A 13,886-nucleotide genomic window follows, 5' to 3' on the forward strand; every position below is an offset into this window, starting at 1 on the left:
GGCCCTGATATCCCGCCCCCCTCGGAGGCCTCCCGTCCGGCTCAGGTCAGCGTCGCGACCATGACCGCCTTGATCGTGTGCAGGCGGTTCTCCGCCTCGTCGAAGACGACCGAGTGCGCCGACTCGAAGACCTCGTCCGTGACCTCCAGGGATTCCAGGCCGTAGGTCTCGTGGATCTCGCGCCCGACCTTGGTGCCCAGGTCGTGGAAGGCCGGCAGGCAGTGCATGAACTTGACGTCCGCGTTCCCGGTGGCGCGCAGCACGTCCATCGTCACCGCGTACGGGGCGAGAGCCTTGATGCGCTCGGCCCACACCTCCTTGGGCTCGCCCATGGAGACCCAGATGTCGGTGGCGACGAAGTCGGCTCCCGCGACGCCCTCGGCGACGTCCTCGGTGAGCGTGAGGCGCGCGCCGCTCGTCTCGGCGAGCTTGCGGGCCTGCGCGATGATCTCCTCGGACGGCCAGTACGCGCGCGGCGCCACGATCCGGACGTCCATGCCGAGCAGCGCGCCGGTCACCAGGTACGAGTTGCCCATGTTGAAACGGGCGTCACCGAGGTAGGCGAACGCGATCTCGGCGAGCGGCTTGCTGCTGTGCTCGGTCATCGTGAGCACGTCGGCGAGCATCTGCGTGGGGTGCCAGTCATCGGTCAGACCGTTGTAGACGGGCACGCCCGCGAACGCGGCGAGCTCCTCGACGCCGGGCTGACTGTCACCGCGGTACTCGATCGCGTCGAACATCCGGCCGAGAACCCGGGCCGTGTCCCGGATGGACTCCTTGTGGCCCATCTGCGAGCCGGTCGGGTCCAGGTACGTCGTGGAGGCGCCCTGGTCTGCGGCGGCGACCTCGAACGCGCAGCGCGTACGGGTGGAGGTCTTCTCGAAGATCAGCGCGATGTTCCGGCCCGCGAGGCGGCGCGTCTCCGTGCCCGCCTTCTTGGCCGCCTTCAGTTCGGCGGCGAGGTCGACCAGGCCGCGGAACTCCTCGGCGGTGAAGTCCACCTCCTTGAGGAAGTGGCGGCCGGTGAGGTCGGGACGGGCTGTCGCCATGGGGACTCCTCGGGTCGGAAACGGGCTCGGGCACGGCGGCACGAGCTCAAGGACAGTGGAAGTCTATACGATGTTCCACATTTATATACAGTCCCCCCTGTTCACTTATGCGGGCCGCCGTTCGACGATGCACGGGCTCCCGTACAGCGCTTATACGGGTTCCCGTTCGACCGGACAGCTCATGCAGCGCGGGCCGCCCCTCCCCCGGCCCAGCTCACTGCCCAGGATCTCGATGACCTCGATGCCCTGCTTACGCAGATACGTGTTCGTCGTCGCGTTCCGCTCGTAGGCGACGACGACGCCCGGCTCGACGGCGAGCACGTTGCACCCGTCGTCCCACTGCTCCCGCTCGGCCGCGTGCACGTCCTGCGTGGCGGTCAGGACCCGGATCTCGTTCAGGCCGAGGGCCGCGGCTATGGCCCGGTGCATGTGCTCGGGCGGATGGTCCGTGACCTTCAATTCCCGCTCCCCCACGCCCGGTTCGATGGTGTACGAGCGCAGCATCCCGAGCCCCGCGTACTGCGTGAATGTGTCGCCGTCGACCATCGTCATCACCGTGTCTAGGTGCATGAACGCCCGCCGCTTCGGCATGTCGAGCGCCACGATCGTCTTGGCCGAGCCCGCCGCGAACAGCTTGTGCGCCAGCATCTCGACGGCCTGCGGGGTGGTCCGCTCGCTCATCCCGATGAGGACGGCGCCCTGCCCGATGACGAGGACGTCGCCGCCTTCGATGGTGGACGGGTAGTCGGCCTGGCCCTTCGACCAGAGGTGGAAGTCCGTGTCACGGAAGAGCGGATGGTGCTGGTAGATCGCCTCGAAGTGGACGGTCTCGCGCTGCCGCGCGGGCCAGCGCATCGCGTTGATGGAGACTCCGTCGTAGATCCAGGCGGAGGTGTCGCGGGTGAAGAGGTGGTTGGGGAGCGGGCCGAGGAGGAAGTCGTCCAGGTCCATCGCGTGGAAGCGGACCGACGTCGGCTCGGCGTGCCGGTCCAGGAACTCGCGCTTGGTCATGCCGCCGACCAGCGCCGAAGCCAGGTCCGTGGCCGGCATCGTCTCGAACGCGGCCCTGAGGTGGTCGGTCGCGAGCGGCCCGTACTCCTTCTCGTCGAAGACCCGGTCGAGGACGAGGGACCGGGCGCCCTGGATCGCGAGCGTCTCGGTGAGCAGGTCTCCGAAGAGGTGTACGGTCACGCCCCGGTCGCGCAGCACGTCGGCGAACCCATCGTGCTCCTGCCGGGCGCGCCGCACCCAGAGCACGTCATCGAAGAGCAGCGCGTCCTTGTTGCTCGGGGTGAGCCGCTTGAGCTCCAGATCGGGGCGGTGCAGGATGACGCGGCGCAGCCGCCCGGCCTCGGAATCGACGTGGAATCCCATGGCCCCATCTTTCCCCGGCGGGACGGCCGGCGCGCGTGCAATCGCGGAGCGAGGTAGGCTCCGCCGGCCTTCGGACGCTCGGGACGAGGGGCTCGCCGCCTCGGGCCGATCGGCTCACGGCCGTGGGACGACAGGTTCGTCGTGTCGCGCCGACGGGCTCACGACCGCGGGCCGACGGGCTCGCCGCCTCAGGCCGACCGGGCCGGGGCCGCGGGCCGACGGGCTCACTGTCTCGCACCGACCGGCTCACGACCGTGGGGCAAGGGCTCGCCGTCTCGGGCCGACCGGGCTCAGCACCTCAGGTCGGCGGGATCAGAGTCTCGTTCGACTGGCTCAGAGCCGTGGGTCGACGGGATCAAAGTCGCGGGTCGCCCGGCTCAGGGTCATGGGCCGACGGGATCAGAGGCGCGCGGTCGATCAACTCCGAGACTCGGGTCGACCGGGCTCAGCGCCTCACGTCGAGGGGCTCGCTGTCTCGCGCCGACCGGCTCAGGGCCGTAGGTCGACGAACTCAACATCTCGGGCCGACCCGGGCTAAGTGCCTCGGGCCGACGGGCTCAGCGCCTCAGGCCGGCGGAATCAGAGCCTCGGTCGACCGGCTCAGGGCCGTAGGTCGACGGGCTCGCTGTCTCCCGCCGACCGGCTCACGACCGTGAGGCGATCGAGCTCAGAGTCTCGGTCGACCTGCTCAGCGCCTCGGCCCGACCGGCTCACGGCCGTGAGGCGACCGGCTCGCCGTCCCGCGCCGACCAGCCCACCGCCGTGAGGCGACCCGCTCAGAGACGTGGGTCCACCGGCTCTGACTCCAGTGCCAGGACGGCGAACACCGCCTCGTGGATCCGCCACAGCGGCTCGCCGTCCGCGAGGCGGGCGAGCGCCTCCAGGCCGAGCGCGTACTCGCGGATCGCGAGCGAGTGCTTGTGCCCGAGAGTGCGGCCGCGCAGCCGCTCCAGCCGGTCCGGGCGTGTGTACTCGGGACCGTAGATGATCCGCAGGTACTCGCGGCCCCGGACCTTGACGCCCGGTTGCACGAGTCGCCCCTTGGCGTCGCGCGTGAGCGGCTCGACCGGTTTCACGACCATGCCCTCGCCGCCCCGGCCCGTCATGTCGAGCCACCAGTCGACGCCGGCCTGTACGGACGCCTCGTCGCCGGTGTCGACGAAGAGTCGCCGCGTCGTCTGCAGCAGTCCAGCCTCGTCGTGCTCGACCATGCGGTCGATGAGGGCGAGCTGCTGGTCGTGCGGCAGCCCGGCCAGCGACCTGCCCTGCGCCGCCAGCACCTGGAACGGCGCGAGCCGCACCCCGTCCAGACCGTCCGTCGTCCAGCAGTAACGCCGGTACGCGTCGGTGAACGCGGCGGCGTCGGCGGCCCGTTCGCGCTGCCTGGCAAGGAGTTCACCCACGTCGACACCGCGCGCAGCCGCCGCTTCGAGCGTGGCGAGCGCGCCGGGGAACACCGCGCCGGAGGCGGCGCCCACGGCGGCGTACTGGGAGCGGAGCAGGCCGGACGCCTTGAGGGACCAGGGCATCAGCTCGGCGTCGAGGAGCAGCCAGTCCGTCTCGAGCTCGTCCCAGATCCCGGCCGCGGACACGGCGGCGCGCACCCGGCCCAGGATCTCCTCCGTAACCTGCGCGTCGTCGAAGAAGGGGCGCCCGGTACGGGTGTAGAGGGCGCCGGTCAGCCCGCCGTCCACGCCGAAACGCTCGCGCGCCACGTCCGCGTCCCGGCATACCAGGGCCACGGCGCGCGACCCCATGTGCTTCTCCTCGCACACCACACTGGCCACCCCGTCGGCCGCGTACTGGGCGAAGGCCTCGGCAGGGTGCTCCAGGAAACCGGAGCGGCGCGACGTCGCGGTCGGTGCCATCGTCGGCGGCAGGTACGGGACGAGGCGCGGGTCGACGGCGAAGCGGCTCATGACCTCCAGGGCCGCCGCCGCGTTCTCCTCGCGCACCGCGATCCGCCCGCCGTACCGCGTCTCGACGGTCCGCCGTCCGTGCACGTCGGCAAGGTCGAGCGGCCGCCCGTCGTGCCCGCCCGGCGCCTCCGACCGCAACGGCCTGACCGGCTCGTACCAGACCTGCTGGGCCGGTACGTCGACCAGCTCGCGCTCGGGCCAGCGCAGCGCGGTCAGCTTGCCGCCGAACACGGCGCCGGTGTCGAGGCAGATCGTGTTGTTGAGCCACGTGGCCTGCGGGACCGGTGTGTGGCCGTAGACCACGGCTGCCTTGCCTCGGTAGTCCTCCGCCCACGGGTAGCGCACCGGCAGGCCGAACTCGTCTGTCTCGCCGGTCGTGTCCCCGTACAGCGCGTGCGAGCGGACGCGTCCGGACGTGCGCCCGTGGTACTTCTCGGGCAGGCCCGCGTGGCACACGACGAGTCTGCCGCCGTCGAGGACGTAGTGACTGACGAGCCCCTCGACGAACTCCCTTACCTCCTGCGTGAATTCATCGCTCTCCCCCTCGAACTGCGCGACGGTCTCGGCCAGGCCGTGGGTGTGCTGGACGGTGCGGCCCTTCAGATAACGGCCGAACTTGTTCTCATGGTTCCCGGGCACGCACAGCGCGTCACCGGACTTCACCATCGCCATGACCCGGCGCAGCACCCCCGGCGAGTCGGGCCCCCGGTCGACGAGGTCGCCGACGAACACGGCGGTGCGCCCCTCGGGGTGCGCGCCGTCCTCGTATCCGAGCTTGGTGAGCAGTGCCTCCAGTTCGGCGGCGCAGCCGTGGATGTCGCCGATGATGTCGAACGGGCCGGTGAGGTGCGTGAGGTCGTTGAACCGCTTCTCCCGCACGACCTCAGCATTCTCGGTCTCCTCCACGCCTCGCAGGATGTGGACCTTGCGGAAGCCCTCGCGCTCCAAGTGGCGCAGGGAGCGGTGCAGTTCGCGGGTGTGCCGGGTGATGACGCGGCGGGGCATCCCGGCGCGGTCGGCGCGGGCCGCGTTGCGCCGCGCGCAGACGTCTTCCGGGATGTCGAGAACGATGGCGATGGGCAGCACGTCGTACTGCCGTGCCAGGGCGACCAGTTGCTCGCGGCTCTCCTTCTGGACGTTGGTCGCGTCGACGACGGTGAGCCGCCCGGCCGCGAGGCGCTTGCCCGCGATGTAGTGGAGCACGTCGAACGCGTCGCGGCTGGCGCTCTGGTCGTTCTCGTCGTCGGCGACGAGCCCCCGGCAGAAGTCGCTGGAGACGACCTCGGTCGACTTGAAGTGCCGCCGCGCGAACGTCGACTTGCCCGACCCGGAGGCCCCGATGAGGACGACGAGGGAGAGGTCGGTGACGGGGAGCGTGCGCGTGGGGTGACTGGGGGTAGAGCTGGGACTGGTCATGCGGCCTTCGCCTCCTTCGGTGACTGGGCGTGGTGGGGGTCGGTCAGGGTGAACACGGCCATCTGGGTGGGCGGGCCGACCTCGGGGTCGTCGGGGCCGACCGGCACGAACTCCACTGTGTAGCCGTGGAGTTCGGCCACCTCACCGGCCCACTTACGGAACTCCGTGCGGGTCCACTCGAAGCGATGGTCGCCGTGCCGGACCTGCCCGGCCGGGAGCGTCTCCCAGCGGACGTTGTACTCGACGTTCGGCGTCGTCACGAGGACGGTCCTCGGCCGCGCGGCGCCGAACACCGCGTGGACGAGCGCGGGCAGCCGGGGCAGGTCGACGTGCTCGATCACCTCGCTGAGCACAGCCGCGTCGTACCCCTTGAGCCGCTTGTCGGTGTAGGCGAGCGAGCCCTGGAGCAGGGTGACCCGGGAGGCCTGCCGCTCGCCCATCCGGTCGATCCCGATCCGGCGGGCGGCGACGGTCAGGGCGCGCATGGATACGTCGACACCCACGACCTCCGTGAACCGGGGGTCCTTGAGCAGCTCCTGCACCAACTGGCCCTGCCCGCAACCGAGATCGAGCACGCGACCCGCGCCGGCCGCCGTAAGAGCGGCGACGATGGCGGCGCGACGGGCGGCCGCCAGGAGTACGGGCTTCTCGTCGCCCTTGGCCTCGGGCTTCTCCTCAGCGTGCTCGCCGCCCGACGCCTCGTCCGGCACCTCCTCCACCGCGTTGTCGATGTCGGCCACGTCGGTGTCGTCCGTGTCGGCGAGCCGTACCAGCTCCAGGCGCTCCATGGCGCTACGGGTCAGCGACCAGCGGCGCGCGAGGTAGCGGCTGGTGATCAGCTTCTGCTCGGGGTGCGTGGGCAGCCAGCCCTCGCCCGCCCGCAGCAGCTTGTCGACCTCGTCGGCGGAGACCCAGTAGTGCTTGGCGTCGTCGAGCACCGGGAGCAGTACGTACAGGTGCCGCAGCGCGTCGGACAGGCGCAGCTCGCCCTCCAGGACGAGCCGCACGTAGCGCGAGTCGCCCCACTCGGGGAACTGCTCGTCGAGCGGCACCGGGTCCGCCTTCACCGTGGTCCAGCCGAGCGGTGCGAAGAGGCGACGCACCAGTTCGGCGCCGCCGCGCGCGGGCACGGCGGGCACCTCGATACGCAGCGGCATGGGCCGGGCGGCGCGCTCGGGCCGGGCCTTGCACTTCCCGTGCAGGGCGCTGGAGAACACGCTGCCTATGGCCACGGCGAGCAGGGACGAAGCGGCGTACGGCCGGTCGTTCACGTACTGCGCGAGCGCGGCGTCGGGAGCGCCGCCGCGGCCCTTGCCCTTACCGCTGCGTACAAGCGCGACCGGATCCACCTCGAGGAGCAGCGCCGCGGTGCAGCGCTCCGCGGACGCCTCGGGGTAGAGGACGTGCGCGGTTCCGTGCGAGGTGGAGAACGCCTGCACGTTGTCGGGATGCTTGTGCAGCAGAAATCCGAGGTCGGTCGCGGGGCGTTCAGGGGTGCCGGTCGTGCTGATCGTCAGGAACACATCTTTGAGTCTGTCCGGAATGCGTGCGGCTGACCAGCGAGTTTTTCGGTGGTGCCGCGAAGCAAACATGCGCCGACGGCAAGAAATTGCAGGGAATGGGTGAAGAAACTCAACTCTGGACTTTCTGGGCCCAGTTGATGCAGGGTGTGCCAACCCCGCTGTTCGAGATCACCGCCGGACCCCACCCCCGGTCCGCGTCCGCACGTGCTCCGCTCCAGGCCGCAGCCCGTCCCGACCCAGTGCGCTCGTCCCGCCACCCCGAAGGGGAAGCCCGTGAACCCGTACGGATCAAGAATCGTCCGCCGCGCCACCCCGCTCGCCCTCACCGCCTGCCTGGCCCTCACCGCGACCGCGTGCGGCGGCGGCAGCAAGACCACGACCACGGCGGACGGCGTGAAACTGGTCAAGGCCGGTCAGCTGACCACCTGCACCCACCTGCCGTACCCGCCGTTCCAGATGGAGAAGAACGGCAAGGTCGTCGGCTTCGACGTCGCCGTGATCGACCTCGCGGCCAAGGATCTCGGCGTCAAGCAGCAGATCATCGACAAGTCCTTCGAGACGATCAAGACAGGCGCCGACCTGAACGCGGGCGTCTGCGACGTGGCCGCCGCCGCCATGACGATCACCCCCGAGCGCAAGCAGAACCTCGACTTCTCCGTCCCCTACTTCGACGCCGACCAGGCACTCCTCGCCCGCAAGGGCGTCGACGCGAAGACGCTCGCGGACATCAAGAGCAAGAAGCTGAAAATGGGGTCGCAGTCGTCGACCACGGGTGAGGACCTGGCGCACGCGAAGGGACTCGACCCGCAGTCGTTCGAGAGCTCGGACGCCGAACTCAACGGGCTGCGCACCGGCCAGGCCGACGTGATCATCCAGGACTACCCCGTGGTCCAGGACTGGCTCAAGGACCCGGCGAACGCCGCCAAGTTCGAGCTCGTCGGCACCGTCAAGACCGGTGAGCAGTACGGCTTCGCGGTGAAGAAGGGCGGCAACCCCAAGCTCCTCGCCGCCATCGACAAGGCCATCGGCGACGCGAAGAAGGACGGCACGTACAAGAAGCTGTACGAGAAGTGGATCGGCCCTATGCCTGAGGGAGCGGCGGCCCAGTGACCACGCGGACACCGACCGCCGAGGCGGGACCCGCCCCGGCGGACCCGCGGCCCGGGCTCTCGCCCCGACGCCGGCGCCGCCTCGTCCAGGCGGCGCAGTACGTACTCCTGGTCGTGGTCCTCGGGATCCTGGTCTCCCTGGCCGACTGGCAGCAACTCCAGCACCAGTTCCTCCAGTTGTCGGTCGCCCGCCGAATGTTCCCCGACCTGCTGACCGTCGCCCTGACCAACACGATCCTCTACACCCTGTCGGGTTTCGGCGTCGGCCTGGTCCTCGGTCTGGTCATCGCGCTGATGCGGCTGTCCTCGGTGGCCCCGTACCGCTGGATCGCCTCCGTCTACATCGAGATCTTCCGCGGCCTGCCCGCCCTGCTGATCTTCATCTTCATCGGGGTCGGCGTGCCGCTCGCCTTCCCCGGCACCACCATCCCGGGCGGCGTCTACGGGCAGGTCGCGCTCGCCCTCGGTCTGGTGGCCGCCGCGTACATGGCGGAGACGATCCGCGCCGGCATCCAGGCCGTACCCCGGGGCCAGCTGGAGGCGGCGCGGACGCTCGGCATGTCGCACGGCCTGGCCATGCGCTCCATCGTCATCCCCCAGGCGTTCCGCGTCATCGTTCCCCCGCTCACCAACGAACTGGTGCTCCTCTTCAAGGACTCCTCCCTGGTCCTCTTCCTCGGGGTCTCGCTGGAGACCCGCGAACTCACCAAGTTCGGCCGCGACCTGGCCAGCGAGACCGCCAACACGACGCCGATCTTCGTCGCGGGCCTGTGCTACCTGCTCATCACCGTCCCGCTGGGCTATGTCGTACGCCGCCTCGAAGCGCGCCATGCGAAGGCGAGGTGACTGATGAGTCCCACTGATGGGCTGCCGCCCACAGACACGGCGCCCGCTGCTGACGGCCGCCGACCCAGCCATGAAGGGGGCACCCCTATGAAGACCGGCGCGATCCCGGCCGCCCGGTCCGGCGAGGCCACCGCCTCCGGCACCGCCATCGAGATCCACGGGCTGCACAAGTCCTTCGGTGACCTGGAGGTCCTGCGCGGCATCGACTTCACCATCGACCCCGGTGAGGTGGTCTGCGTCATCGGCCCGTCGGGCTCGGGCAAGTCCACGCTGCTGCGCTGCGCGAATCTACTGGAGGAGCCCTCGGCGGGGCGTGTGGTCGTCGGCGGCATCGACATCACCGACCCGGACGTGGACATCGACCGGGTGCGCCGTCGTATCGGCATGGTCTTCCAGCAGTTCAACCTCTTCCCTCATCTGAACGTCCTCGAGAACCTGACCATCGCCCAGCGCCGGGTCCTCGGCCGGGGCAAGGACGAGTCGGCCCGCACGGCCCGGCACAACCTCGCCCGTGTAGGTCTCGCGGACCGTGAGTCCAGCTACCCCTCCCAGCTCTCCGGCGGCCAGCAACAACGCGTCGCCATCGCCCGCGCCCTGTCCATGAACCCCGAACTGATGCTCTTCGACGAGCCCACGAGCGCGCTCGACCCCGAACTCGTGGGCGACGTCCTGGGCGTGATGCGCGGCCTCGCCGACGAGGGCATGACGATGATGGTCGTCACCCACGAAATGGCCTTCGCCCGCGAGGTCGCCGACCGGGTCGTCTTCATGGACGACGGCGTCATCGTCGAGGAGGGCACCCCCGACGAAGTCCTCGGCAACCCCCAACACCAGCGCACCCGCTCCTTCCTCTCCCGCATCCTCCACCCGACCGACACCGACACCCCGCCTACGGACTAGCGCCGCATCAGGCAACGTTCGCCCTGTAGTGCCGCCCTACCTGTCTGCGGTTTCGGACGCTGACGATAATCAACCGATGAGCGCCATCGATCGCCCCATCCCGCCCCTGAACGCCGACGAACGCACGACGCTGGAAAGCTGGCTCGACTTTCACCGCACCACACTGGCCATGAAGTGCGAGGGGCTGGACGACGAGCAGGCCGCCGCGGCGTCCGTGCCGCCGTCCGGCTTCACGCTGACCGGCCTGGTCCAGCACATGGCTGAGGTGGAACGGAACTGGTTCCGCCGCGTGTTCGCCGGAGAACAGGCCCCGCCCATCCACGACCCGCAGGCCGACCCGGACGCCCCCGACGGCGGGTTCGACGTGGCCGAGGGCGCCACTCTGAGCGATGCCCTCGCGACCTGGCAAGCAGAGATCGCCCGCGCCCGCGAGCACTGCGCCGAACGCGCCCTGACCGATACGGGCCGCTTCATGGAACAGGACGTCAGCCTTCGCTGGATCTACGTCCACATGATCGAGGAGTACGCCCGCCACAACGGCCACGCCGACCTGGTCCGCGAACGCATCGACGGCACCACCGGCGTGTAGCGCCGGATCAGCTCGACGCTGTTGTCCACGGTCTAGATGATCAATTCCAAGGGATGCCCGCAGGGGTGTGGGGTGGGCTACGGCCGAAACCACCGCATGACGGTCAGGCGGCGGGCTGCCGGCCCTGGTTGTCGAGGTGACAGGGGGAGGGCGGTCAGGCGTCATGGTCGACTTCGGGGTGAGTGAAGCGCACGGGCTTGCCCAGCGACCGGGCGTAGGCGATTTCGGCTCGGGTGCTGTCTCCGATGTAGTCGCCGACTACGAGCACCTCATCAGCGAGCCGGATCTTCGCCCGGTGCAGATCGTCGAGTCGAACCTTCAGCGCCTCGGCCTCGACAGGATCAGACCAGAGTTCGTGCGGTGACTTCATGTCGCAACCCGGCTTGACGACAATCTTTCCGGCTTTGGTCTCCCGCAGATCGGCCTCGGTCATCTCGGTCATGAAGCGGGTGGAGCCGCAGATCACGACGATACGCGGGAGGCCCAACCGCTTCTTCGCGTCCGCGAGCCTCTCCTCGGGGGTGAGCGGTTGCGGGTCTGACACTGGTTCCTCCTGGTGGTGTGGTCCAAAGGGTGCCGTCGGAAACGAGAACGAGTGTGCCCGAGATCGTTTTGGTCTCCGCCCACAAGGCCGCCGGTCTGATGCGAAGCGTCAACCGGATCCTGGCCGCCCCCACGACGCGTCACGTCACTACAGGGCAAGAGTTGTTTGATGCGGCACGGGCGACCGCCGGTACGACTTCCCGGCACCCCGGCACCCCGGCGACGGGTTGGCGGCCCACCCGTCCTGCGCCCCGGCGGGGGGGCCGGCACCGGGGCCAGCCCCCCTCCCCCTCCCCCCGCCCCCTCACCCCAGTTGCGTCTGCACCCGCGCGGAGATCAGCTCCAGGTGGTCGAGGTCGTCCAGATCCAGGATCTGCAGGTACACCCGTTGCGAGCCGATCGCCGCGTACCGGCTGATCCGGTCGACGACCTCGTCCGGCGAGCCGGCCAGGCCGTTCGCCTTGAGCTCGTCGACGTCGCGGCCGATCGCGGCGGCCCGGCGCGCCACCTCCCGGTCGTCCTTGCCGACGCAGGCCACGAGCGCGTTCGAGTACACCAGGTCGCTGCCCTTGCGCCCGGCCTCCTCGGCGGCGGCCCTTACCCGGCCGAACTGCCGCTCGCTGTCCTCGATCGACGCGAACGGGATGTTGAACTCGTCCGCGTACCGCGCCGCGAGCTTCGGGGTCCGCGTCGCGCCGTGCCCGCCGATCAGGACGGGCACCTTCTGCTGCGCGGGCTTCGGCAGTGCGGGTGAGTCCGTGAGCTGGTAGTACGTGCCGTCGTAGCTGAACGTGCAGCCGACCTCGGTGCCCCACAGGCCGGTGACGATCGCCAGCTGCTCTTCCAGGCGCGGGAACTTCTCCTTGGGGAACGGGATGCCGTACGCCCGGTGCTCCTCCTCGAACCAGCCCGCGCCCAGGCCGAGTTCGATCCGGCCGCCCGACATCTGGTCGACCTGGGCGACCTGGATCGCGAGCACACCCGGCAGCCGAAACGTGCCGGCCGTCATCAGTGTGCCGAGCCGGATCCGCCGGGTCTCACGGGCGAGCCCGGCGAGGGTGATCCAGGCGTCCGTCGGTCCGGGGAGACCGTCGGACGAGCCCATGGGCACATAGTGGTCAGAGCGGAAGAAGGCGTCGAAGCCCAGGTCCTCGGTCGCCTTGGCCACGGTCAGAAGAGTGTCGTAGGTGGCCCCTTGCTGGGGTTCCGTGAAAATTCGAAGATCCATACCTCCATCCTGCACGCTCACCTGTGCGTCAACCCGGCTGATCCCGCCGGGCCGAGCCCACCCCGGTCGAGTGAATATCCGTCAACCCGCGCCTGACGGCGGGTCTCGCCAGTGACCGGCCGACGCGAGTGATCGTTGCTCGGGCGGAGCCGGACCGCCCGGCACCCGCACCCGGCGGTCACTGCCGGGCGATGCTTGCTTCAACTGCCTTCCCCCGTGGGGAGGGCCGTGGCCGAGGAGGCCGTCATGTCCCAGGAAGCCGTGCCCGAGCAGGTCGTACACGAACCGGCCGTGCCCCAGCAGCAGGGCGCCCCCAAGGGTCTGCTCCAGCAGATGGAAGAGCTGATGGCCGCGCTCAACGCGGATCTGTCCCAGCTCGACGCCGATTTGCAGCAGTCGACCGGTCCGCAGGCGGCGGCCGTCTCACCGTTGTCCTCCGCGCCGTCCGACGAAGAGAGCCACCGCCTCTGACCTGCCGGGGGCGCGTCGCGAGGACACCGGTGCGCCCCCAACACCGTCAGTCAGTTCTGGGCCTGTGCTGCCCGCCCATTTCCGCCAAACCCGGCCCGCGCCCAAGCCGAGTCCGCCCCGGCCTCCGCGCCCGGCACCGCCGATCTGCTCTCCGTCCCCGTCCCGTCGGTCCTCACCTCCGTCCCTGAACTCGCCGACGCCGTCGGCCACCCGTGCCGACGCCACCAGCCCGTACCACCGTCTGCCGCGCCACCGTCCCCCAGGGCAGGCGCCGCCCACACATCAGCACCGCTAACGCCCCCGACGCCGCCGGCCGCCCTTGCCGACGCCCCTCCGGCTACCGGACAAACCGCCGTCCCCCCGGGTCGGCGCCGCCCATACCCCGGCACCGCCCACTCCCCGACGCAGTCCGCCCGCCCCTACGCCGCCGAATCCGGCTCCGGTTCCCGTTCCGCGCCCGCGCGTAGCGCCAGGCGGCGGATTATCTCCAGCACCCTGTCCCGTGATTCGTCGGCCGCGTCGATGGCGTCCATGCAGTGCCAGTAGGCCCCCTCCTCCGCTTCGCTCGCTATCCCGACCAGCGCGATGCCCACCTCTCCGAGCAGTGCGGCCAGCGCCATGAGTGCCTTGTGCGGGTCCGCGAACTCCGTCAGCTGTGCCGCCCGTATGCCGCCTGCCCCGATGACCGGTATCGCCGAGCCACCGCAGCCTCTGCCGCCGGCCTCGCTCAGGCCGAGTGCTTCCCCTCTCAACTCGGGCGGCCCCTCGGCCGCGATCCTGTTCCCCATTGCCTGGGCCAAGGCCTGTGCCTGCCAGGCTTCCCTCGTGATGGCCGGCGCGTCCTGGCTCTCCGCCAGGGCCCGTCGGCTCGCCCTGATGAGTCGCACCGCGTCCATCCGACGCCCCCGTCCTGAACTCC

Annotated in this window: 12 protein-coding genes; 5 read left to right on the plus strand and 7 right to left on the minus strand. The window is 70.1% G+C overall.

Going from position 1 to position 13,886, the window contains the following annotated elements:
- Positions 1-41: 41 nt before the first annotated feature.
- The 4 genes from argF to ABZ893_RS05465 form a co-directional block, all read right to left on the minus strand.
- Positions 42-1,049, minus strand: coding sequence for an ornithine carbamoyltransferase (argF, locus tag ABZ893_RS05450; protein WP_361397103.1), 1,008 nt, complete (start codon positions 1,047-1,049; stop codon positions 42-44).
- 150 nt (positions 1,050-1,199) lie between these two features.
- A complete protein-coding gene (locus ABZ893_RS05455) occupies positions 1,200-2,423 on the minus strand; it encodes an arginine deiminase (RefSeq protein WP_361397106.1) in 1,224 nt (407 codons plus the stop codon).
- Positions 2,424-3,199: 776 nt separating this feature from the next.
- Positions 3,200-5,758, minus strand: a complete 2,559-nt coding sequence (locus ABZ893_RS05460) for a polynucleotide kinase-phosphatase (protein ID WP_361397109.1) — start codon at positions 5,756-5,758, stop codon at positions 3,200-3,202.
- Positions 5,755-7,281 (minus strand): 3' terminal RNA ribose 2'-O-methyltransferase Hen1, encoded by a 1,527-nt coding sequence (locus tag ABZ893_RS05465; protein ID WP_361397112.1) that lies wholly within the window; start codon positions 7,279-7,281, stop codon positions 5,755-5,757. The genes ABZ893_RS05460 and ABZ893_RS05465 overlap by 4 nt, the downstream gene beginning before the upstream one ends.
- A 333-nt stretch (positions 7,282-7,614) precedes the next feature.
- On the opposite strand from ABZ893_RS05465, the gene ABZ893_RS05470 reads away from it, so the two are divergent.
- The 4 genes from ABZ893_RS05470 (at position 7,615) to ABZ893_RS05485 (ending at position 10,725) form a co-directional block, all read left to right on the plus strand.
- Positions 7,615-8,391: an ABC transporter substrate-binding protein gene (locus ABZ893_RS05470; protein ID WP_361397729.1), complete on the plus strand. Its 777-nt coding sequence runs from the start codon at positions 7,615-7,617 to the stop codon at positions 8,389-8,391.
- Positions 8,388-9,236, plus strand: a complete 849-nt coding sequence (locus tag ABZ893_RS05475; RefSeq protein ID WP_361397115.1) for an amino acid ABC transporter permease — start codon at positions 8,388-8,390, stop codon at positions 9,234-9,236. The genes ABZ893_RS05470 and ABZ893_RS05475 overlap by 4 nt, the downstream gene beginning before the upstream one ends.
- A gap of 87 nt (positions 9,237-9,323) precedes the next feature.
- On the plus strand, positions 9,324-10,136 hold the full coding sequence (locus ABZ893_RS05480) for an amino acid ABC transporter ATP-binding protein (RefSeq protein ID WP_361397118.1): 813 nt from the start codon (positions 9,324-9,326) through the stop codon (positions 10,134-10,136).
- Positions 10,137-10,212: 76 nt separating this feature from the next.
- Positions 10,213-10,725 carry a DinB family protein gene (locus ABZ893_RS05485; RefSeq protein ID WP_361397121.1) on the plus strand — a complete coding sequence of 171 codons (513 nt, stop codon included), beginning with the start codon at positions 10,213-10,215 and terminating at the stop codon, positions 10,723-10,725.
- 154 nt (positions 10,726-10,879) lie between these two features.
- Here the strand turns inward: ABZ893_RS05485 and ABZ893_RS05490 are convergent, their stop codons facing one another.
- Positions 10,880-11,269 (minus strand): hypothetical protein, encoded by a 390-nt coding sequence (locus ABZ893_RS05490; RefSeq protein ID WP_361397125.1) that lies wholly within the window; start codon positions 11,267-11,269, stop codon positions 10,880-10,882.
- Between the two features lie 303 nt (positions 11,270-11,572).
- On the minus strand, positions 11,573-12,496 hold the full coding sequence (locus ABZ893_RS05495; RefSeq protein ID WP_361397128.1) for an LLM class F420-dependent oxidoreductase: 924 nt from the start codon (positions 12,494-12,496) through the stop codon (positions 11,573-11,575).
- A gap of 246 nt (positions 12,497-12,742) precedes the next feature.
- Between ABZ893_RS05495 and ABZ893_RS05500 the strand changes: the two genes are divergently transcribed.
- Complete coding sequence (locus tag ABZ893_RS05500) at positions 12,743-12,967, plus strand: hypothetical protein (protein ID WP_361397131.1); 225 nt, start codon at positions 12,743-12,745, stop codon at positions 12,965-12,967.
- A gap of 419 nt (positions 12,968-13,386) precedes the next feature.
- Here the strand turns inward: ABZ893_RS05500 and ABZ893_RS05505 are convergent, their stop codons facing one another.
- A complete protein-coding gene (locus ABZ893_RS05505; RefSeq protein WP_361397134.1) occupies positions 13,387-13,863 on the minus strand; it encodes a DUF6099 family protein in 477 nt (158 codons plus the stop codon).
- Positions 13,864-13,886 lie beyond the last annotated feature (23 nt).

It is taken from the genome of Streptomyces sp. NPDC046821 (genome assembly GCF_040645335.1).
Lineage (GTDB): Bacteria > Actinomycetota > Actinomycetes > Streptomycetales > Streptomycetaceae > Streptomyces.

What these genes read in the sequence shown, in the direction of transcription:
- argF (WP_361397103.1), bottom strand. Translation starts at nt 1,049, where the DNA reads ATGGCGACAGCCCGTCCCGACCTCACCGGCCGCCACTTCCTCAAGGAG.
- ABZ893_RS05455 (WP_361397106.1), bottom strand. Translation starts at nt 2,423, where the DNA reads ATGGGATTCCACGTCGATTCCGAGGCCGGGCGGCTGCGCCGCGTCATC.
- ABZ893_RS05460 (WP_361397109.1), bottom strand. Translation starts at nt 5,758, where the DNA reads ATGACCAGTCCCAGCTCTACCCCCAGTCACCCCACGCGCACGCTCCCC.
- ABZ893_RS05480 (WP_361397118.1), top strand. Translation starts at nt 9,324, where the DNA reads ATGAAGACCGGCGCGATCCCGGCCGCCCGGTCCGGCGAGGCCACCGCC.
- ABZ893_RS05485 (WP_361397121.1), top strand. Translation starts at nt 10,213, where the DNA reads ATGAGCGCCATCGATCGCCCCATCCCGCCCCTGAACGCCGACGAACGC.
- ABZ893_RS05495 (WP_361397128.1), bottom strand. Translation starts at nt 12,496, where the DNA reads ATGGATCTTCGAATTTTCACGGAACCCCAGCAAGGGGCCACCTACGAC.
- ABZ893_RS05500 (WP_361397131.1), top strand. Translation starts at nt 12,743, where the DNA reads ATGTCCCAGGAAGCCGTGCCCGAGCAGGTCGTACACGAACCGGCCGTG.
- ABZ893_RS05505 (WP_361397134.1), bottom strand. Translation starts at nt 13,863, where the DNA reads ATGGACGCGGTGCGACTCATCAGGGCGAGCCGACGGGCCCTGGCGGAG.